This window comes from Bryobacter aggregatus MPL3 (assembly GCF_000702445.1).
Taxonomy (GTDB): Bacteria; Acidobacteriota; Terriglobia; order Bryobacterales; family Bryobacteraceae; genus Bryobacter; species Bryobacter aggregatus.
This window is the reverse complement of the sequence record NZ_JNIF01000003.1, coordinates 2,911,781-2,931,988: the sequence shown is the minus strand read 5'-3', so window position 1 is coordinate 2,931,988 and position 20,208 is coordinate 2,911,781. Positions and strand designations below refer to the sequence as shown.

Below are 20,208 nucleotides of genomic sequence, written 5' to 3'. Positions count from 1 at the left end.
TTCTCGCCCGCGCCGATGGCCAATCCGAACACTTTATTCAGCCAGCGCCACCAATACAACAGGCCCAGACTACATTCGAGTCTGGGCCCCAGCAGTAGAAGAACCGATGAAGCTAGGCGTCGACGTGATCGTGGAAATAGTGATCGATCGATGCCTTGTACTGAGAGAGCTGCCCGTTCAGATCGCCCATCTCCTCGTGTGACATCGGCGAGTAGGTCTTGGCTATCGTGGCATTCTGCTCCAGCATCTCGATGGTAGGCATGCCCACCACCACTGCGCTCACCGGCAGCGACAGCGAATACTGGATGAGCTTCGCGGCCGGCGCCTTGCCTTTCAGCTTGTCCTGCGCAAAGATCTTCATCGCCGTAACGCCCATCTTCTTGCGTACCGCTACCGGCAGCGCCAGTGCTTCAAAGCTATCCCGCGACGGGTCGCCATCATTGAGTGCCTGGCCGACGCGCGCGGCATTCAACGCAAACTGTGTGACATTGAAGTCGTTGCGCTCGAGCGCCGTCTTCAACACATGCGGGTCTGTGTGGCAGGTGATCCCAATGTTGCGTGCCACCTTCTGGTCGCGCATCTTGTACATCACGTTCAGCACGCCGTCCTTCGCCTCAATCGCGGCCAGATCCTCTTTCGTGGTCAGAGAGTGGATATGGAGCGTATCGAAGTGATCCGTCTGGCAGCGCTTCAGCGAGCCTTCGATGATCCGCATCGCCGCATCGCCATTCCGGGCTGGAATCTTAGTGACCAGATACACATCCTTGCGCCGCGCGCCCAAAGCCTTGCCCACCCGGGTCTCGCTCAAGCCGGCGCCGTAATCATAGGCTGTATCAAAGTAATTGATCCCAAGGTCCAATGCCTTATGGATGACTGCCGTTGCTTCGTCCTCATCCTTGTAGGACAAAAAGCGGCTGCCGCACCCGAAAGCAAGGATCGAGATCTTCTGGCCCGTGTGGCTAAAGGACCGCGTCGGCATGGCCGGAGCAGCATGCAGAGCGGCAAGAGCAGCAGAACTTCCAAGAAAGGCGCGACGAGTTTGGCTCATATTTAGTCTTCTGCGAGCAAGTGTATCACCACGTTTCTTTGGTGGGCAGCGCGCCGGTGCTCAAACAAATAGATGCCTTGCCAGGTGCCGAGAGTCAGCTTGCCGCGATCCACCGGAATGCTCAGATTCACACCCGTGAGCACCGTGCGAATGTGCGCCGGCATGTCGTCCGGACCTTCCAGCGTATGCGTATAGAGGCGCGGATTCTCAGGCACCAGATGCTCAAAGAAAGTCTGGATGTCGGCAATCACATCCGGATCGTAGTTCTCCTGAACCGTGAGCGACGCCGAGGTATGACGGCAAAACAGAGTCAGGAGCGCCGTTCCATCTGTTCGCTCCGCCACCCAGCGCGCCACCTGCGCGGTGATATCGTAAAGTCCCTTGCCTCGAGTCGGGACATTCAGTTGACCAATGTGCTGCAAGGCATCAGAATACACTGTTGAAATGAGTTCTAAGTGGTTCCTTGGCCTGCTCTGTCTGAGCTTGGGCGCAGCAGAAGTCGTAAAAGAAGCAGACCCCAAGGCCTTGGCAGCCATCGTCTCATTTTTAGCGAGCGATGCCCTCGAAGGCCGCGACACTCCGTCCCCCGGACTCACCATCGCCGGCGAGTTCATCGCCAGTGAATTCCGGCGCATTGGCATCAAGCCCGGCGCCAACGGCTTCTACTTCCAGGACGCCAAGGCGATCGCCAGGCACGTCCAGCGTCATGGCTTCGAGCTCAGCTTCAGTGACGGCAGCAAGACCGTGAAGGTGCCGCTCGAGACGGCGCAATGGAATGTCGGCTCGAAGCTCGACTTGAGCGATGCCTCCGTGCAGAAGCTCTCCTATAGCGAACTCAAAGACCTCAGCGCGGAAACCGTTGCTCCCGTTATTGTCCTCTCCGGCCCCGTCACCGGACCGGGCGCGATGATGGCCATGAACCGCCTTGCCACCAAGGGCGCCAAGCTGATCGTACTGCTCGGCATCCCTGCCCCGCTCCCGCAAGTCAGCCTGGAGTTCGATGGCAGAAGCAATGCAGGCGCCGTACTGCTGCGCAGCACCGACGCCGCCACCGAGGACTTCCTCAAGGCATCCACACAGTTAACGGCCACCGTAAAGCTCAGTGAGGCCAGCCGCAAGCCGGAACTCGTCCGCAATGTCGTCGGCCTGCTGCCCGGCAGCGATGCCAGCCTGAAGGACGAGTACCTCGTCATCAGCGCTCACTACGACCACATCGGCATCCGTCCCAATCAGCCCGGCGACAACATCTATAACGGCGCCAACGACGATGCCAGCGGCACAGCCAGCATGCTCGAAAGCGCCAGGCTTCTAGTGGACAGGAAGCCCAAGCGCAGTATTCTCTTTGTGGCCTTCTTCGGCGAAGAAAAGGGACTCCTCGGCAGCCGTTACTTTGCTGACCATCCGATTGTGCCGCTCCGGCAGATCGTTGCCGATCTGAATCTCGAGCAGACCGGCCGCACGGATTCCAGTGAAGGCCCCAATGTCGGCATGGCCAACCTCACCGGCTACCACTTCACCAACATCCACACCTTTCTCGAAGAGGCCGGCCAGGAAACCGGGGTGAAACTCGTCAAGCACGAGAAGTTCAACGAGCCTTACTTCATGGCCAGCGACAATGCGGCGCTGGCAGCCGCCGGAATCCCCTCCACCACCCTCAGCGTTACCTATGCCTTCCCCGACTATCACGAGCGTGGCGACCACTGGGATAAGCTCGACTACGACAACATGGCCAAGATCACCCGCACCATCGCGCAAGGCGCGCTGCTGATGGCAAACGCGCCGGAGCGAGTCCGTTGGAACGCCGATGAGGTCAAGGTAAAGGCTTATCGTGACGCGGCAGAGAAGCTGCGCCAGATGAAATAGCCGCCAATCAGAATCGGCAAGAAGCCGAGCGCGAGCCAGGGTGAAAAGCCACGCGGAGCCACATCCGGCGCGCTGCGCACAATCAGCAGGTCAGACCGCAAACTCGCGATCGGAATTTGCTTCAGGTCATCCACCGGCATCGAGGCGATCACGCGCGCCTTGTCAGTGGACACTTCATCCTGCGGCAGTTGGTTCACAATCTCGGTCACCTCGCCCTGTCCGGCAAAGTACTTGCGGTCCAGCGTCAGCGGGTAAAGCGTCGTCTTGCCGGTCATCTTCATCTCGACAATCGCCCCCGGGTCGTTGCAAACACCAAGCACGTAATACCCGCCGAAAGGCAGATCGGGATTCGCCTTCTGGATCGCAGCATAGACGCGGATCACTTCCCCGATCATCCGCATCGCCTCCAAGGCCTGCGCGCCCTGGTAGACATGCGCCACATGTCCCATCACCCAACCCTGGTCCTTCGTATCGATCGGCCGGACGATGGCGCGTCCATCGATCCCAAAATAGAAACAGAGTGCCGCCTGGTACTTGGGGCCATTCACTAGAATGGCGTGTTGCGAGTGCGGCGCGGGCACCAGAAGATTCCGCTTCTGCCCCGGAATCGGAATCCCGGTATCGAGCCAGAAGGGCGTCAGCACATCCCTGCCCTTGTACTTCAGATCGCCAAAATTCGAAAAATAGCGGGCATCGCGAATCTCCACGGTATGGCCGCTCTGCTGTAACTCTGCCAGCAGTTTTTCAGGATGCGGCTCATTCAGCCGCGTGGCAAGCTCCACGCTGTCTTTGTGCAGCGGCGCCAGCTTGGGGTCCACTTCATCGCCAAAGGCCAAGCCATAACCGAGGTCTTTCAGCGGCGGCACGGTAAAGTCGATCGTCTCGGAGTGCTCCGGCTTCGGCTTCGGCAGAAGCTTCCCCGCCAGGCGAATGCTGCGGCCCAACTCTTTCACGGTTAGGCCAGGAAAAGAGTCCACCATCTTCCATTGCTTGTCTCGAATGTAGCCTCGAAGCTTCGTCACCTGCTCCGCATCGAGCACTCCAAACCGGTCCACCAAAGTATTGATGAACTCGGGCTTGTCCGAAACCTCCTTCAGGACATCGGAGAGGAGGAGATAATCTTGCGCGCTGGCGAGAAGACTGAAGCTAACAAGGCAGAAGAGGAGTTTCATGAGAGATGTAAGAACCAATCCATTCCCCTTCATTGTCGCCTTGATCAGCCCAGCCCCAGCTTCTTCATGAGGGCGAGGAAGTCCGCATCCCGAAGGTAGCGCTGAAACGAAGAATCTTTCAGTGGCTCTGGCATCTGCTCTCCCTTCAGAATGTTCTTCTTCCGGGCAAACGCGAGTTCGAGGTTCGTCAAAGCTTTCTGCTTCTCCCCGGCTTCGGCAAACGCACAGGCGCGATTGTAGTAGTTCAGAGGGTACTCAGGGTCCCGTTGGATTGCCTCGTCGAGCAGTCGATGCACCTTGGCCAGATTCCCGGTGAGTCCATAAGACATGACCAGTTGATCGATCAGAATCCGATGCTCCTGCATCACCAGCTTCTTCGTCTTGCCCTCCAGGGCAAGCGCCTTCTCGTAAGGTGCAATGGCCTCTTGATACTTCTCCTGACGAAACAGCGCATGCCCCAGATAACTCTGCGCATCAAAATTAGAGGGCTCCATCTGCACCACAGCGCGTAAGTCCCGCTCGGCCGCAACAAAATCGTCAGCAGCGAAGGCTTTCCCAGCCCTTGTCATGAGTTCGCTTGACGTAGGGTTCTGGGCGACAAGAAGTAACACCAGAATCGCAGGAAACATAAGCCCGAGACTAACAGAAGGAACTCACTTCTATCCCGGCTGCGACTGATAGAAGTCCAGCACCCGCCGCGCCGCCGCAGGCCCAATCGCCGCCGACAGCGCCTCGAGCGAAGTCCCCTTCACCTGCTCCGGCGACCCAAACTGCGTCAGCAGCTTGCGCATTGTAATTTTCCCAATGCCCGGAATCGCTTCCAGCTCGCTCGTCAGGCGGCTCGCATTGCGGCGGGTGCGGTGGAAGGTGACTGCAAAGCGATGTGCCTCATCGCGAATCGTCTGGATCAGATGCAGCACCGGATTGTGCCGGTCGAGCATCGCCGGATCATCCTCCTGTCCAAAGACATAGATGATCTCCTCGCGCTTGGCGATCGAGGCGAGCGGCTGATTGATAATCCCAATCGCCTCCAGCGCCTCAGCCGCAGCATGCAACTGTCCCAGGCCACCATCGATCAACACCAGCCCCGGCATCGGCAACCCTTCGTCCTTCAAACGGCTATAGCGCCGCGTCACCACCTCGCGCATCGAGGCGAAGTCATCGTTGCCGATCACCGTCTTGATGATGAACTTGCGGTAGTCCGCCTTCTTCATCTTGCCGTCTTCCCACACCACCATCGAAGCCACCTTGTCGGTGCCCTGGATGTGCGAGATGTCAAAGCACTCAATGCGCCGTGGTGCGTCTTCGAGATTCAAGGCATCCTTCAGCGCTTCTTTGATCGCATCCGACGAAGGCCGCAGCACCCGGAATCGCTGCTCGAAACTATGCCGCGCATTCGTCTCCACCAGCCCCAGCATCGCCTTCTTGCCGCCTCGCTGCGGCGTGTGGATCTCGCACTTGCGCCCGCGCTTCTCCGTCAGCAATTCCTCCAGGACATCGCGATCCTCAAAGTCGATCGGCACATGGATAGAGCCGGGGATGTGCTGCTGGTTCAGATAGACCTGGACGAGTAACTGTTGAAAGAAGTCGCTCGGATCGAAGTGGGGAATGTCTTCCCAGAAGAACTCGCGGCGATCGACGATCCGCCCCCGGCGCAGGTGGAACAGGTTCACCGCCACCAGCGGAGGCTCGGCGTAGAACGCAAAGATATCCGTGTCGTCCCCTTCGGCCGCAGCCACCTTCTGGCGCTGCTCCATCTCCTCCACCGTCGTAATCAGATCGCGTAGCGAAGCCGCCCGTTCAAACTCCAGATTCTCCGCAGCCTCGTCCCGGCGCGCCTCCAGATTCTTCGTCAGATCTTTCAACTTGCCTTCGAGAAAGCGCCGGACATCGTTCACCGAAGCCTGATACGCGCCGTCATCGGCCAGCCCTTTCACACACGGACCATGGCAGCGATGGATGTGGAACTCGAGGCAAGGGTGCGTATGATTCCGGTTGAGATCCACCTTGCAACTCGGAATTTTGAAGTGACGATGAATGAAGTTCACCAGGCGATACGCGAGGTTCGCCGGAAAGTAAGGCCCGTAGTAAGTGCCGTCCTTGCGCACCCGGCGCGTGACATAAACCCGCGGATACTTCTCGTTTGTGATCTTGATGTACGGGTACGTTTTGTCGTCGCGCAACAGGATGTTGAAACGCGGCTTGTGCTGCTTGATGAGATTGTTCTCAAGACCAAGCGCTTCCTTCTCGTTGTCCACCAGGATGTAGCTGACGTCGCGGGCCTCGTGAACCAGCGTGCCGGTCTTCGCTTCGATCAGCCGGTCGTCGTTGAAGTAACTGCGCACGCGGGCCCGCAGATTCTTCGCCTTGCCAACGTAGAGGACCGTCTGCTTTGCGTCGGTCCAAAGGTACACGCCAGGCCCAGTTGGGAATTGGGTGACTTTTTCCTTGAGGATATCGATCCAATTCATGGGGGACTACAATTTAATTGTGGCACGACGTTTGAAATTCGCTTCGTTCTGTCTCTTCGCGGGACTTCTTTCCGGTCAGCAACAGCCGCCCGCACCAGTCGAACCGCCCGAAGAAGACGAAACGCTCATGAAGGAAAAGAAAGAATACGAATTCAACCCGCTGCAGGCGCAGAAAGAGATCAAGATCGGGCTTTACTACATGAAAAAAGGGAGTTACCGGGCAGCCTCGGGCCGCTTCCTCGAAGCCACCTATTGGGACCCCACCAGCGCCGACGCTCTCTATGAATTAGGCAAGGCCCGCGAGCGCGCCGGCAACCAAAAAGGCAAGAAAGAGGCCTGGACCAAGTTCCTCGAACTCGCGCCCGACGACAAGCGGGCTGCAGAAGTCCGCAAGAAACTGGACCCCACAAAGTAGGGCGCTCACAGCAAAATCAACTCACGTGTTGAAAAACTTTAATTGAAACTTAAGGACAAACGGCTCAGGGACTGGGTAATATTCGTACAGCGAGTTCACAACCGCTGATTCAAGTAGGAGAAAAAGTACCAATGAAGAAGTTTGCGTCTGTTCTGCTGGCTATGTCCCTGATGTTGGGTGTCGCGACCGTGTCGTTTGGCAAGGACGAACCCAAGAAGGAAGAAAAGAAGAAGAAGAAGAAGGGCGAAGGCAAGATGGAAGAGAAGAAGAAGCCTGCTTAGTCTGGGCTTTTCGCTCTCCCTTTCGCTTTTTTGAAATGACAAAGCCGTCCGCAGGGATTCCCGCGGACGGCTTTGTTAGTTTTCGGGGATCTCTGGCCGGCCTGTCACCAGCGACCGGGCGCCCGCCTCGAGCACAGCCATATTCGTGACCGCGCGGGAAGGCGGTACCGGATTAGCCGCTCCATGCACAAGCGCGTCACGAACCGCGCGATAGTAGCCCGCATGATCGCCCGTGGGAACAGGAATCGGCTCGGCAACGCGGGTCGAGGACGGCGTAAAGAATCCTGGCCGCGGATCTACGCCAAAAGCAGCATCGGAACGAAGCATGCCCGCCTTCGCCTGATCCTCCTGAACATCAGCACCGTACTTGATCCAGGAACCCTCGATGCCATGGACCGCAAAGCGCGGCGTATCGCCAGGCACCAGCGCACTGGCATGAAGGCTGACACAAACCTTTGGGTAGTGCAGGATCGCATGGAACCAGTCCTCGACGGAGGCAGTGGGACGCACAGTCGCGGTGAAGAGGCTGACGGCCTCGGGCACGCCGAATAACTCGATCGCCTGATCGGCCAGATGGGCTCCAAGATCGAACCAGAAGGCAGGTGCGTCGGGGTTTCCCTCCCGCCAAGTCCCCTGGCGGACCTCCGGACGATAACGATCGATGCGCGATTCAAACTGGGTGATCTGCCCCAGCCGTCCACTGGCAACAATCTCCTGCAGCCCGAGGAAGTCGCTATCCCAGCGGCGATTCTGGTAGACCGAGAGCAATCGTCCTTGCTCTTCTGCGAGCCGTGCCAGGCGCTTTGCTTCGTCGAGATTCAGGGTGAAGGGTTTGTCCACCACGACGTGTTGGCCAGCTTCCAGTGCGGCGGCGGCCAGCGGGTAATGAGTGGCATCGGGGGTGCTGATGACCACCAGGTCTGCGCCCTCCGTGCGATCGCCCATCACACGGCCCGGAAAATCGGCAGCGATCTGCTCCCTGCGGGAGGAGACAATGGCGGTCAGTTCAAATTCCGGAATAGAAGCAATCAGCGGGGCATGGAAAACTTTCCCACCCAGGCCATAGCCAACGAGGGCAACGCGAATTCGATTCATCGCAACTAGAGTAAGCTGTCGCGGCGTTGTTTTTCGAGCAGTTTCACAATCTGGCCCACATTTTGGGCCTGGCTGCGATCGAGCACAAGCAGCGCATCGGGGGTATCGACCACAACGAGATTCTCGCAGCCAAGCAGCGCCACCAGTTTGCCAGGGGCATCCACATAATTGCCCTTGCTCGCCTCAAAAATCGCTTCGCCACGGCTCGCATTGCCTTCTGCATCATGCTTCTGCAAGTCGTAAACAGCGCTCCAGCTTCCGACGTCGTTCCAGCCGAATTCGGGCGCCGGAACCCCAAGGATGCCAGGCTCTTTCTCAAGCACTGCGTAGTCGATCGAGATGTTCTCGCATAACGGGAAAACGCGACTCAGTTCCGGAAAGAAGTCCGGGCTCAGGAAGGGCGGCAGGCTCTTGATCAGCTTTGCCGTCTTGGGCAGATGCGTCTCCAGTGCTTCGAGCAGCCGCGAAGCCTGCCAGAAGAACATGCCCGCATTCCAGTAATAGTTACCGCTCTTGAAGAACTTCTTGGCCGTCGGCAGATCGGGCTTCTCGCGGAAGCGGGAGATCGCCACCGGCTCGAGGTTGCCGAAGCTCGTCTTCTTGGGAAATTCGATGTAGCCGAACCCGGTTTCGGGATAACGTGGCTTGATACCCAGCACCACCATCTCGCCCTGCGAGGCAGCGCGGAAGGCGGGCCTGACAGCGCGCAGATAGACCGCCGGACGGGAGATGATCTGATCGGCCGGGAAAATGCCCAGCACGGCCCCAGGATCGAGGCTCTGCAGCATCTGACAGGCGAGCGCGATGGCAGGCGCCGTATTGCGCGCCGCGGGCTCCGCGATGATCTGGCGCTTCGGCACTTCGGGCAACTGCCGCGCAATCTCATCCTTCAAATGCTCATTGGTCAGGATCCAGATGCGCTCTGGAGGAAGCAGCGGCCGCAGCCGGTCCACGGTCTGCTGGATGAGGCTGCGCTCGCCAAAGAAATTGAGCACCTGCTTCGCTTTCGCCTTGCGGCTGCGGGGCCAGAAACGGGTGCCCCGGCCTCCGGCCAGGATCAAGCCGTAGTAGTTAGTTCGCGGAGTGGAAATGGCCATGTCGATTGTTATTGGAGGGGGTAGCCGCGCACCAGTTGGAAGGTGCGCTTCCAGCGGGTCTTCGAGAAGAAGTTCAAAGCCAGATCTTTCAGATGTTCCGGATTGAGCGGGCTGCCCGCCAGACGGTCGGTCGAGGACTCGTAGGACCAGTAAATGATCAGTGGCTTGCCAATGATGTTCTCGCGCGGGACAAAGCCCCAGTAACGGCTATCCAGCGACGAATCGCGATTGTCTCCCATGGCAAAGATGCAGTTCTCGGGAACGATGATCTCGTTGTTCTTGACGTGCTTGTTCAGCATCTCCTCGGCGCCAGGATATACACGCATGTTCGGCTCGGAGGGGAAGTTGTCGCGATAGGAATCAAAGTAATCCGTCTTATGGAACTTGTAGGGCTCCTGCACCGGACGGCCATTGAGGATGAGTTGCTTGTTCTCGATGCGAATGCGGTCGCCAGCCACGCCAATGGCGCGCTTGACGAAGGTCTGCTTGATGTCCTCGGGGTAACGGAAGACAATGATGTCACCGCGCTTCACGTCCTGGTAGGGGAGCAAATACTTGGAGATGCTGCCCTTCGGGGAATAGGTCAGCTTGTCCACCAGCAGATGGTCGCCAATCAGCAGAGTATCTTCCATCGAACCGGTGGGAATGACAAAGGCCTGCACCAGCGTTGTGGTGGCGAAGAGGAGCAGGAGAATCGTCACCGTCCACTCTCCGATGGTGCCGCGTTGGGTCTCTGCCAGTTGGAGCCGCGCGGCGTTCCAACGCTCGAATGCGCTACGCTGCGGGACGGGTTGCGAAGGGGACGTAGTTGTAGTGCTCACTGAATCTGCTCTCTTGTCATTATCGTGGATCCCCTATTGAAGTGGATAGCCGCGCACCAGTTGGAAGCTACGATCCCAGCGGGTTTTCGTGAAGAAATTCAGCGCCAGATCTTTCAGATGGTCGGGATTGATGGGACTGCCCGAAAGATTCTCCCGGGTGGATTCATAGGACCAGTAAATGATCAGCGGCTTACCAACGATGTTTTCGCGCGGGACAAAACCCCAATAGCGGCTGTCTTCGGATTCGTCGCGATTGTCCCCCAACGCAAAAATGGCCCCGGCAGGAACGACAAGTTCACCACCTTGCACATTCTCGCGCAGCATCCGTCTGCCACCTGGGAAAAGCGGCATCAGCGGCTCGGAGGGGAAATTGTCGCGATACGAATCGATGTAGCCAGTCTTGTGCACCTTATAGGGCTCGGCGACTTGCTTGCCGTTTAAAACGAGTTGCTTGTTTTCAATGCGAATGTGATCCCCGGGCAGGCCGATCGCACGCTTCACATAGGTCTGTTTGATGTCTTCAGGGTAACGGAAGACGATGATATCGCCGCGCTGCACATCCTGATACGGCAGCAAGTGCTTGGTGAAAGAACCAGCGGGTGAATAGCTGAGCTTGTCCACGAGCAGATGGTCACCCACCAGCAGCGTGTCTTCCATCGAACCGGTAGGAATCACGAAGGCCTGAGCCAGCGTGGTGGTGGCAAAGAGCAGGATCAGCACTGTGACGGTCCACTCGGCAATCATGCCGCGCTGCGTCTCAGCAAGCTGCAGCCTGGCGCGATTCCAACGCTCGAGCATGCCAATTTGTAAGTTCGGCTGTTTCATTCCGGTCTCCTCTCAATCTCATCGTCTGACTCCGGCAAAACCGCAAAGCGCCGCAGGCGAAACGCCTCGACAACGCTGAAATAGATGTTGATCAGTCCAATGCCGCTGACCGCGCCACGGAAGAAGGGATTCATCCAGAACATGCCCCATTCCGGGCTGAAATTAGAAAGCATGTTCGGCTTCCAGTATTCGCTCCAGGGGAAAAAGATGAGAAAGATCCCGATCTCAAAGCAGAGCACGACGTAGAGCACGCCGGATAGCTTGTGGTACCAGCGGTACTCCATCACAGCTCCAGTTCCTGCTGCTGCAGCAGATACATCACTTCGCGAACCGGCGCAAAATCATGACGATGTTCGGGCGTGGGCCCATACTTTCTTAACGCGGCCAGATGATCGGGTGTTCCATAGCCTTTGTTGGAGGCTAGTCCGTAATGCGGAAAGCGCTGGTGAAGCTCCTCGAGCAACAGATCCCGTTCCACCTTGGCCAGGATGGAGGCTGCGGCAATCGATTTGGAAATCGAATCGCCTTTGACGATGTTGTCCTGGGGGATGTGCGTGTCGAGCGTGACGAAATCGACGAGGAGGAAATCGGGCTGGGGCTGGAGGGCTTGTACGGCCCGGAGCATGGCGAGGCGGCTGGCCTGGAGAATGTTGATCTCGCGGATCTCCTCAACACTGGCAAAAGCGACGCTGTAGGCGATGGCTTCGGCGCGGATCTGTTGGGCTAGGGTCAGACGTTCCTCGTAGGGGACGGTTTTCGAATCGCGAATGCCGGCAATGCGGCAACGCTGGGGAAGAATGACTGCGGCTGCGGAAACGGGTCCAAATAAACAACCCCGGCCGGCTTCATCGACGCCGGCCGGAGAGACATATCCGTTCGCCCGCAAGCGGGCTTCTTTGCGCAAAGAGCAGAGCAAAGAATTCGGCTTTTATTTTCTGCGTTCCTTGAGACGGGCAGCCTTGCCCTTGAGTGCGCGCAAGTAGTACAGCTTGCTCTTGCGAACCTGGCCGGTGCGGACGATTTCGATGCGGTCGACAACAGGAGCGTGGATCGGGAAGATACGCTCGACGCCGGTGCCGAAGGTCATCTTGCGCACGACGATATTCTCGCCCATGCCGGTGTTCTTGCGGGCGATCAGCACGCCTTCAAACAGCTGGGTACGTTCCTTGTCGCCTTCTTTGATGCGGACAAAAACTTTGATGGTGTCACCGATGCGGAAGTTCGGGTGATCGGTGCGTTTGTATTTTTCTAAGACCTTGGCCAGAGCCGGGTGTTGCATTTCAATTGCCTCTTTCCTTTGCGCCGACGCTTAAGTCGGGCCGATTTTTTTCGCGCTTGGCGAGCGATGCTTCATGCCGCCACCGCTTGATTGCGGCGTGATTGCCACCGAGGAGCACCTCGGGAACACGCCAACTGTTGAAGTCCGCCGGTCTTGTATAGTGCGGACAATCCAGTAGAAGAGAACCGTCCCGGTCTGTCTCCGAGAACGATTCGAATTGCGAGCTTGCCTGATTGCCGAGAACCCCCGGAACCAGTCTCGCGACCGCGTCGACAATCAAGGCAGCGCCCAGTTCCCCGCCCGACAACACAAAGTCGCCGATTGAGAACTCGTCGTCCACCAGATGGTCGGTGATCCGCTCGTCAACGCCTTCATAGCGTCCACAGAGGAGCAGGATCTCATCGTACCGTCGGCAATCGCGGGCAGCAGCTTGATCAAAGCGCTTGCCCTGCGCCGAGAGCAGCACGACACGTGAGGAGAAACTTTTGCCTTCTTCGTTCGCGGCGGCAAAACGCTGGGGAAGAATCGACTGGATCGCCCGGTAGACCGGTTCGACCTTCAGCACCATGCCCTCGCCGCCGCCAAAGGGACGGTCGTCAACGGTCTGGTGCCGGTCCGTGGTCCAATCGCGAAGATTGTGCACCCGGACATCGATCAATCCCGCCTGGATTGCATTCGCGACCACGCCATACTTCAGCGTGCTTTCGAAGAAAGACGGAAAAATCGTCAAGATGTGAAAGATCATTGCTGATTCACTTCGAGCAGCCCATCGGGCAACTCGGCGACCAGCCTTTTCTTCGGAATATCCTGTACCGGGAAGAAAGCAGGAATCCACGGAATCAGCACCTCGTCCGGCCCCATCGAGAGCCAAACTTGAGAGCCTTCCTCGTAGACATCTGCCACAGTCCCAAGCAAGACATCCGCCCGATCAAAGATCTGGCAACCAATGAGGTCGCTCAAAAACACTTCCCCTTCGCGCAGCTCCCGCCGCTCGCCGAGTGGAATGCAGAGATCGAGTCCGCGTAAGGTATCGGCATCGTTGATCGAATCGATTCCGGCCAACTTGACGATCGCCTTATCCTGGTGCATCCAGGCTTCTTCCACTTCAAAGACTTTCGGCTCTTTGCCGTTGCCTTCAAAGCAGCTCACAGACTCCACCTCGAGCAATCGCTCAATGTCATCCGTCAGCAGATTGACCAGCACTTCCCCCTTGTTGCCTCGCGGCTTCAGGATGGTGGCGAGTGTTAACCAGCCTTCGGGAATCATTGTCCGCTCAAATCTATTCCTGGATGGAAAGATCGTAGCGACGATCGAGCTTTGCTCCACCCGCACTCAAAAGAGTGCGAATGCAACGAGCCGTGCGGCCTTGCTTTCCGATGATCTTTCCAATGTCCTCAGGAGCCACGTGCAATTCCAGCACTGTGCCGCGATCGCTTTCCACTTCTTTGACAACTACCGCAGCGGGAGTATCGACAAGCGCCTTAGCAATCTCTTCCACAAGTTCTTTCATGCGGTGGGTCTCCTTTAGGGAACAAGCTTAAGCAGCAGCTACAACTTCCGGAACCGGGTACTTGCGGATCAGGCGAGCCACAGTGTCCGAAGGCTGTGCGCCATTCTTCACCCAATGATTGATACGGTCGAGCTTCAGGACCACTTCCTGGGGCTGCGAGACCGGATTGTAGTGGCCAACAATTTCAACGGCGCGGCCATTGCGGGCGCGTTCTTTTTCGATCACAACGACGCGGTAGGTCGGCTTCTTCTTTGAGCCAAAACGCGCCAAACGAATCATCAACATCCTTCTATTCTCCTCTACAAAAGCTTTTCGTGTGCGGGGATGATTGCGGAGCAGACTAGCGCCGCATCAGGTCGTCCATTCCAGGCAAGCCCATCTTGGCGAGGCGCTTTGCCATCGAGCCTCCAAGCTTGCCGCCCATCCCGCCGAATGAATCCGTTAAGGACTTCATCATCTTCCGGGCCTGGGTGTACTGCTTCAAAAGATTGTTCACATCCTGGACTTCCGTACCGCTGCCCTTGGCAATGCGGCGACGGCGAGCTCCATTGATGATCATGTGATTGGTCCGCTCGAGCGGCGTCATCGAATCGATGATGGCGACGATTTTGGTGAGCTCGCTCTCGTCCATCTTCGCTTCCTTCAGTTGCTTGGACATCTGGCCCATGCCAGGAATCATGCCCATGAGGGAATCGAGAGGACCGAGCTTGCGGAGCTGCTTGAGCTGGTCGCGGAAGTCTTCGAGCGAGAAATCGTTCTCGATGAGCTTGCGCTGCATCTTCTCGGCTTCCTTCACATCGATGGCGGATTCGACCTTCTCAATCAGGCTGAGAACATCGCCCATGCCGAGGATGCGTTGCGCGACGCGGTCGGGGTGAAAGGCTTCAAAGGCGTCCGGCTTTTCGCCGACGCCGACAAACTTGAGCGGCTGGCCAGTGATCTGGCGCACCGAAAGCGCAGCGCCGCCGCGGGCGTCGCCATCCATCTTGGTGAGGATGATGCCCGTGATGCCGAGGCGCTTATTGAATTCGTCGGCGGAACGCACGGCGTCCTGACCGGTCATCGCGTCGGCGACGAAGAGGATTTCAGTGGGGTTGAGGTATTCCTTCAACTCCTGCAGTTCCTGCATCAGCGCGTCGTCGATATGCAGACGGCCGGCGGTATCGACGAGGATGACATCGCGCCCTTCGCGCACGGCAGCCATCTTGGCGCCACGCACGAGTTCGAGCGGCTTGTCGTCGACGTTGCCGTCGTAGATCGGAATATTCAGTTGCTTCGCCAATACGCCGAGCTGCTGGCGCGCCGCGGGACGATAGACGTCGACCGAGACGAGCTGCGGGCGCTTGTTTTCCTTGTGGATCAGGTACTTGGCGAGCTTGGAGGTGGAGGTGGTCTTACCGGAGCCCTGCAGCCCAACGATCATGATGACGGTGGGAGGCTCGTTCGCAAATCGCAAGCGCGACTGATGCGTGCCGAGCAGGCGAACCAGCTCATCCTTGATGATCTTGACGACCTGCTGCGAAGGAGAGAGGGAACTCAGCACTTCTTCGCCGAGCGCCTTCACCTTCACCGACTCAATCAGCTCTTTGACGACCTTGAAGTGAACGTCCGCTTCGAGCAAAGCGACACGGATCTCCTTCAGGGCCATTTCCATGTTGGCCTCGGTGAGTTTTCCTTCTCCGCGCAGGTTTTTGAAGACGCGCTGGAGTTTGTCGCTTAAGCTATCGAACATTTAACATCTGACTGTATCGGGATTCTGGGCAGGAATCGACCAAAACTGTGATTTTAGCAGAGATTGGTATGTACCGCAGCTCCTGGTATCGAAATCGATAAATACCGCAACTCTCGGTACAGAGAGCGAAAAATATCACATTTTTCGGGGCTAGGGTCTTTCGATACCACTGTCTTGTGGTATCGAGGTACCTCGATACCACATCTTCGCTGGTATATGGGTATAGACTGATGGGCGGAAACCCTATGTCCTCCTCCATCTCCCGTCGCTACTTCTTCTATGGCAGCGTCCTTGCGGGTGCCGTCCCTGCTGCTGGCTTTGGCTCCATCGCCTCGCTCAAGGCGCTGGGCTACAAACCCTACTACAACAAGTTGAACATTGCCGCGGTAGGCTGTGGCGGCCAAGGCGGCGTGATCCTGAACGAGGCAGCCAAGACCGAAAACATTGTTGCGATGGTGGACGTTGACGAGGCGCGCTCGGCGGCGAATTTCGCCAAGTACCCGAAGGCGAACAAGTACAAGGACTTCCGCGTGATGCTGGAAAAGGAAGGCTCCAACATCGACGCCTGCACAATTGGGATTCCCGATCACATGCACGCGACCGTCGCCCTGGCGGCGATGCAGCGCGGCAAGCATGTCTATGTCGAAAAGCCGCTGACGCGCACGCCCTGGGAGGCGCGGCTGCTAGCCGATGCCGCCGTCAAGTACAAGGTGGCGACGCAGATGGGCAATCAGGGCTATTCGCATGAGAGCATCCGGGTGGCCTCCGAGATTCTGTGGTCGGGCGAGATCGGCGATGTGAAGGAAGTGCATGTGTCCTGCACGCCAGGGACACATCCGACCGGCCTGCAAGCGCCGCTGCCCGAGAAGAGCGTGCCCGACACCTTGAACTACGATCTTTGGCTGGGCGGCGCGCCGATGCAAAGTTTTCATGAGGCGCTGGCGCCTTACAACTGGCGCGGTTTCTTTGATTTTGGGACTGGACAGATCGGCAACTGGGGCATCCATTCGATGGGGCCGGTGAACATGGCGTTGATGCTGGGCGCGCCGGAGAGTGTCGAGTGCATCCAGATCGAGAAGAGCAGCAAGTATGGCTTCCCAGTGCGCGCGGTGCTGCGCTTCAACTTCCCGGCTCGCGGCGAGATGCCGCCGGTTTCGATCTTCTGGCATGATTCGACGCAGCCGACCGATCCTGAGGCTTATCATGTGCCAGGAATGCAGAGCGAGATGATCCTGCCGCCGAGCGACAATCTTGGCAACAAAGGCCGCGGGCGCGTGGCGGCAGCAGCCGGGCCGCCGCGTCCTCGCGATCCGAATGCGCCGCGCATGGGAGCGGGAGGGCCGGGAGTGAAAGTTTATGGGGAGCCCTCGGCGCCCATGCAGCCGGGAATCCTCACCGGCAATGGCGCCGTGTTTGTGGGCAGCAAAGGCATGATGGCGACCGTCAGCCGTGGTGAGGGCGTCCATCTGCTTCCGGCCGATCGCTGGAAGGATTACACGCTTCCGGCTCCACTGCTGACGCGTTCGCCTGGCCACATGACCGACTGGGCTCGCGCTTGCAAGGGCGGAGACCCGAGTTGCTCAAACTTCAGTGTTTCCGGGCCTTACGCCGAATGGATGCTGCTCGGCGTGATCGCTTTCCGCGTCCCCGGCAAGCTCGACTGGGACAGCAAAAATCTGCGCTTCACCAATAGCGCCGAGGCCAACAAGTACGTGAAGCCGAACTTCCGCAAAGGCTGGGAGTTGAAGCTCTAGCGTGGATCAGGCATCAAGGCGCTTTCGACAGGATCATTTGCAGCTCGGACTTCACCTGCTCTAAAGTCTGACCTTGATAGCGAAGACGAAAGGGGTCCGGTTGCCGCGCCTTCACTTGAATTTTGTCATTCTCGACGCAGAGCATTCCCGACCACGCTCCGGTGACAAAAAACCTTTTCCGCTCTCCCATCGGAGGGTGCATCCGTCCGCTGATCTTCTGTCAAAAACCACAGGCATCTTGTCCCACTCTCTACGAGAGAATACTGAACCGGGCTGACGGTAACGCCATCATTAGTTCCTCCACGCTGAGAGATCACAATCTCCTCTGAGAGGTTTGATCCCTTGAGTACTTTTGAGATGCCAATCACTGCGTCCGTCTCGAAGGCGCGAGGACTTGTCTCTCGTGAGGGGTAGGTCTTCCGGACTGTGCCTTCCACAATCAGGATCGAGCGACCCACCAGATCAGCCAGCGTTTTCGGGATATCCAGCGGATTCGGCGTAACGAATGCGCCGTCTCTCTTAGATTCGCAAGAGCGCCTGCTGGATCGCGCCGGTGACGCGCGCGCTGCGCTCCTCGGCCAGCACGTCGAACTCGGAACGGATGCCGAAGTGGTCGAGATAGATTCCGGGTTCGATCGAGAAGATGGTATGCGGCAGAATGAGCCGCGTGTCGTGCGTTTCGAGGTTGTCCATGTTCGCCCCGGTGCCGTGGATGTCGGTGGTGATCGAGTGTCCGGTGCGATGGACGAACTGATTGCCGTAACCGGCTTGGGTGATGGATTCGCGAGCCGCATCGTCGACTTCAAAGCCGTGCAGCTTGCCGTTGTTTGCACGCGCGCGCTTCACACGCTCGAAGGCGGCATCGCGGGCGGTTTTTACGATCTCGAACACGTTGTCGATCTCGCTCGGAACATTCGTGCCGCAATAGCCGGTCCAGGTGATGTCGTAGTAGACCGAGCCCGGCGCATTGAGCTTGGCCCACATGTCGATCAGTAGAAAATCATTGGGCTGGATGAGCGAGGCCGTGGTGGCCGAGGGGCTGTAGTGCGGATCGGCCGCATGAGCATTGACCGCAACGATGGGGCCGTGATCGGCGAAGAGGCCTTCGCGCTCGAAGCTTTCGAGCAGCCAGCCTTGGAGCTCGTACTCATTGAGCGGCCGGCGATTGCGATGGGATTCCGTCACTTGTGCAAAAGCAGCCGCGCGGATGAGGTCCATCTTCTGGCCCGCCTCAAGGTGCGATTCAATCTGCTGCGCGCTAAGCGTCGCATGGAAGGTCTGCACCAGATCGGCGGAAGAAACCACTTCGACACCCAGGCTGCGCACCAGTTCGAGAGTGCCGCCATCGACCATCGAGACATAGGGGATGGCACAATTTGGCGAGTATTGCATCGCGATGCGCTTGCTGCCTGCGAGCAACTTGGCTAGACCTTCTGCGTGTTCGCGCCAGCCGGAATAAACTTGCTTGTCACCATCCAGAGTGTCGAGAATCTTCGACTCGATACGGTGCACCAGCTTCTGCGGTGTGCCTTGGCGGGGGATCAGGTAATACCAGCGGCGGCTGGCCATTTGAGTCGTGGGGAGACCCAGGATCTGATAGGCGATGAGGTCACGCTGGTGGTGATCAAAGAAGAGCCAGGCGTCGAGGTCCAGTTCTTCGAGGGCTTGCTGGATGCTGCTCATAGGATTGTGTATTCAAACTTAGCATCGAGCCAGAGGTTGCCGGCGTAGTCGCGACGGTCGTGGACTTGGAACTCGAGGAAGTCATCGCGCCAATCGTGGCGGGCTCCGTCCGGAGATTGTGTGGCGAGAGTGACGGTGTAGTCGCCTCGCGTCAGGTGGCAGGGGAAGCTCACCCGAACCTGAACACGGGCCGGTCCATCGACACGGAGCGGCGTGTTTTCAATTTGCGTATTGGTGCCTGCGATGTCGATGCCCTGGCGGTTGCGGATGAGAATGCCGAGCTGGAATTCGGTACCAGGCTGGGCGACGGCAACCTCGGTCTCGAGAACGATGGTGTCGCCGATTTCAAACTGGGTGCGAGGTTCGGAACCTGGCAGGTGCAGCGAGGCGGATAGGATGCGCGTACCCGTAGCGCTTATCGGATCGCTCGCCGAAACGGGCAACAGCCCTTGTTGGACGCGGCGCGAGTACTCATCGGCGATTTCTTTCGGGGTGCCCAGGATCGCGATCTCACCATGCCACAGTAGCGCGGCACTGGTGCAGAGCCGCTTGACGATACCGAGATCGTGCGAGACAAACAGGATCGTCGCGCCGCTCTGCTTGAGTTCATCGAGACGGCGAATGCACTTGTTCGCAAAGCGGGCGTCACCGACGGCCAGTGCTTCATCAACGATCAGCGTTTCCGGCTGTTGGTGGATTGCGGCGGAGAAAGCGAGGCGGACGTACATGCCGGTGGAGTATTCGCGAACGGGCCGATCAAAGAAGTGGCCGAGTTCAGCAAAGTCTTCGACGGCGGGGAGTGCGGCTTCGATTTCGCGGCGGGAGAGGCCAAGCAGTTCAGCATTGAGACGGACGTTTTCGCGGCCCGTGAATTCGAGATTGAAACCAGCGCCGAGTTCGAGCAGCGCGCTGATGCGTCCTTGCGTGAGGACGCGGCCTTCAGTGGGCTGCAGGATGCCGGCCACCACCTGGAGCAGGGTCGACTTCCCTGCTCCATTCGGTCCCACCAGGCCAAAGACTTCGCCTTTCGGCACGTCGAAAGACACGTGGCGCAGGGCCCAGAATTCATTCCGGGCCTCCGCCTTATGCGCCTTGCGGCCGCGCCAAAATCCAGGCTGAGTGATGTATCGCTTCGATACATTCTGAACAGAGATCACGTTCT

The 20,208-nt window shown here is 58.2% G+C and carries 23 protein-coding genes; 4 read left to right on the top strand and 19 right to left on the bottom strand.

Features of this window, described 5'->3' with window-relative positions:
• Positions 1 to 112: 112 nt before the first annotated feature.
• The gene (locus M017_RS0113720) at positions 113 to 1,048 is read right to left on the bottom strand and encodes an aldo/keto reductase (protein WP_031498613.1); all 936 of its coding nucleotides are present in this window, start codon (positions 1,046 to 1,048) and stop codon (positions 113 to 115) included.
• Positions 1,049 to 1,050: 2 nt separating this feature from the next.
• Positions 1,051 to 1,470, bottom strand: coding sequence for a secondary thiamine-phosphate synthase enzyme YjbQ (locus tag M017_RS0113715; protein ID WP_031498612.1), 420 nt, complete (start codon positions 1,468 to 1,470; stop codon positions 1,051 to 1,053).
• Positions 1,471 to 1,492: 22 nt separating this feature from the next.
• Between M017_RS0113715 and M017_RS0113710 the strand changes: the two genes are divergently transcribed.
• A complete protein-coding gene (locus M017_RS0113710; protein WP_051670055.1) occupies positions 1,493 to 2,911 on the top strand; it encodes a M28 family peptidase in 1,419 nt (472 codons plus the stop codon).
• Here the strand turns inward: M017_RS0113710 and M017_RS0113705 are convergent.
• From M017_RS0113705 to uvrC, 3 genes are read right to left on the bottom strand one after another with little or no spacing between them, the layout of a single operon-like run.
• On the bottom strand, positions 2,872 to 4,083 hold the full coding sequence (locus M017_RS0113705; RefSeq protein ID WP_051670053.1) for a hypothetical protein: 1,212 nt from the start codon (positions 4,081 to 4,083) through the stop codon (positions 2,872 to 2,874). The genes M017_RS0113710 and M017_RS0113705 overlap by 40 nt on opposite strands.
• Positions 4,084 to 4,127: 44 nt before the next feature.
• Positions 4,128 to 4,712 carry a tetratricopeptide repeat protein gene (locus M017_RS0113700; RefSeq protein ID WP_031498608.1) on the bottom strand — a complete coding sequence of 195 codons (585 nt, stop codon included), beginning with the start codon at positions 4,710 to 4,712 and terminating at the stop codon, positions 4,128 to 4,130.
• A gap of 30 nt (positions 4,713 to 4,742) precedes the next feature.
• The gene (uvrC, locus tag M017_RS0113695; RefSeq protein WP_051670051.1) at positions 4,743 to 6,554 is read right to left on the bottom strand and encodes an excinuclease ABC subunit UvrC; all 1,812 of its coding nucleotides are present in this window, start codon (positions 6,552 to 6,554) and stop codon (positions 4,743 to 4,745) included.
• A 19-nt stretch (positions 6,555 to 6,573) separates the two neighbouring features.
• On the opposite strand from uvrC, the gene M017_RS0113690 reads away from it, so the two are divergent.
• The gene (locus M017_RS0113690; RefSeq protein ID WP_155121406.1) at positions 6,574 to 6,969 is read left to right on the top strand and encodes an outer membrane protein assembly factor BamD; all 396 of its coding nucleotides are present in this window, start codon (positions 6,574 to 6,576) and stop codon (positions 6,967 to 6,969) included.
• Positions 6,970 to 7,100: 131 nt separating this feature from the next.
• Complete coding sequence (locus M017_RS29345; protein WP_155121405.1) at positions 7,101 to 7,250, top strand: hypothetical protein; 150 nt, start codon at positions 7,101 to 7,103, stop codon at positions 7,248 to 7,250.
• Between the two features lie 75 nt (positions 7,251 to 7,325).
• Here the strand turns inward: M017_RS29345 and M017_RS0113680 are convergent, their stop codons facing one another.
• From M017_RS0113680 to ffh, 12 genes are read right to left on the bottom strand one after another with little or no spacing between them, the layout of a single operon-like run.
• Positions 7,326 to 8,345, bottom strand: a complete 1,020-nt coding sequence (locus tag M017_RS0113680) for an oxidoreductase (RefSeq protein ID WP_031498604.1) — start codon at positions 8,343 to 8,345, stop codon at positions 7,326 to 7,328.
• Between the two features lie 5 nt (positions 8,346 to 8,350).
• Entirely contained in the window at positions 8,351 to 9,442 is a 1,092-nt protein-coding gene (locus M017_RS0113675; RefSeq protein ID WP_031498603.1) for a mannose-1-phosphate guanylyltransferase, read from the bottom strand.
• 8 nt (positions 9,443 to 9,450) lie between these two features.
• Positions 9,451 to 10,263, bottom strand: a complete 813-nt coding sequence (gene lepB, locus M017_RS0113670; protein ID WP_238325886.1) for a signal peptidase I — start codon at positions 10,261 to 10,263, stop codon at positions 9,451 to 9,453.
• Positions 10,264 to 10,296: 33 nt separating this feature from the next.
• Positions 10,297 to 11,088 (bottom strand): signal peptidase I, encoded by a 792-nt coding sequence (gene lepB, locus M017_RS0113665; protein WP_080507741.1) that lies wholly within the window; start codon positions 11,086 to 11,088, stop codon positions 10,297 to 10,299.
• Positions 11,085 to 11,372: a hypothetical protein gene (locus M017_RS0113660; protein WP_031498600.1), complete on the bottom strand. Its 288-nt coding sequence runs from the start codon at positions 11,370 to 11,372 to the stop codon at positions 11,085 to 11,087. Before M017_RS0113660 ends, lepB (M017_RS0113665) begins: the two co-directional genes overlap by 4 nt.
• Positions 11,372 to 12,004: a ribonuclease HII gene (locus M017_RS0113655; RefSeq protein WP_080507740.1), complete on the bottom strand. Its 633-nt coding sequence runs from the start codon at positions 12,002 to 12,004 to the stop codon at positions 11,372 to 11,374. Before M017_RS0113655 ends, M017_RS0113660 begins: the two co-directional genes overlap by 1 nt.
• Before the next feature lie 12 nt (positions 12,005 to 12,016).
• A complete protein-coding gene (rplS, locus tag M017_RS0113650; RefSeq protein ID WP_031498598.1) occupies positions 12,017 to 12,367 on the bottom strand; it encodes a 50S ribosomal protein L19 in 351 nt (116 codons plus the stop codon).
• Position 12,368: 1 nt separating this feature from the next.
• Positions 12,369 to 13,112, bottom strand: coding sequence for a tRNA (guanosine(37)-N1)-methyltransferase TrmD (gene trmD, locus M017_RS0113645; RefSeq protein ID WP_031498597.1), 744 nt, complete (start codon positions 13,110 to 13,112; stop codon positions 12,369 to 12,371).
• The gene (gene rimM, locus M017_RS0113640; RefSeq protein WP_031498596.1) at positions 13,109 to 13,633 is read right to left on the bottom strand and encodes a ribosome maturation factor RimM; all 525 of its coding nucleotides are present in this window, start codon (positions 13,631 to 13,633) and stop codon (positions 13,109 to 13,111) included. The genes trmD and rimM overlap by 4 nt, the downstream gene beginning before the upstream one ends.
• A gap of 13 nt (positions 13,634 to 13,646) precedes the next feature.
• Positions 13,647 to 13,877, bottom strand: a complete 231-nt coding sequence (locus M017_RS0113635; RefSeq protein WP_031498595.1) for a KH domain-containing protein — start codon at positions 13,875 to 13,877, stop codon at positions 13,647 to 13,649.
• A gap of 27 nt (positions 13,878 to 13,904) precedes the next feature.
• A complete protein-coding gene (gene rpsP, locus M017_RS0113630; protein WP_031498594.1) occupies positions 13,905 to 14,162 on the bottom strand; it encodes a 30S ribosomal protein S16 in 258 nt (85 codons plus the stop codon).
• A 55-nt stretch (positions 14,163 to 14,217) separates the two neighbouring features.
• Positions 14,218 to 15,609, bottom strand: a complete 1,392-nt coding sequence (ffh, locus tag M017_RS0113625; protein ID WP_031498592.1) for a signal recognition particle protein — start codon at positions 15,607 to 15,609, stop codon at positions 14,218 to 14,220.
• 230 nt (positions 15,610 to 15,839) lie between these two features.
• Here ffh and M017_RS0113620 point away from each other — a divergent pair, with 230 nt between their 5' ends.
• Positions 15,840 to 17,363 (top strand): Gfo/Idh/MocA family protein, encoded by a 1,524-nt coding sequence (locus M017_RS0113620; RefSeq protein WP_238325885.1) that lies wholly within the window; start codon positions 15,840 to 15,842, stop codon positions 17,361 to 17,363.
• Between the two features lie 519 nt (positions 17,364 to 17,882).
• On the opposite strand, the gene M017_RS0113610 is transcribed toward M017_RS0113620, so the two are convergent.
• Positions 17,883 to 19,046 (bottom strand): M24 family metallopeptidase, encoded by a 1,164-nt coding sequence (locus tag M017_RS0113610; protein WP_031498588.1) that lies wholly within the window; start codon positions 19,044 to 19,046, stop codon positions 17,883 to 17,885.
• Complete coding sequence (locus M017_RS0113605) at positions 19,043 to 20,203, bottom strand: ABC transporter ATP-binding protein (protein ID WP_051670048.1); 1,161 nt, start codon at positions 20,201 to 20,203, stop codon at positions 19,043 to 19,045. The genes M017_RS0113610 and M017_RS0113605 overlap by 4 nt, the downstream gene beginning before the upstream one ends.
• Positions 20,204 to 20,208 lie beyond the last annotated feature (5 nt).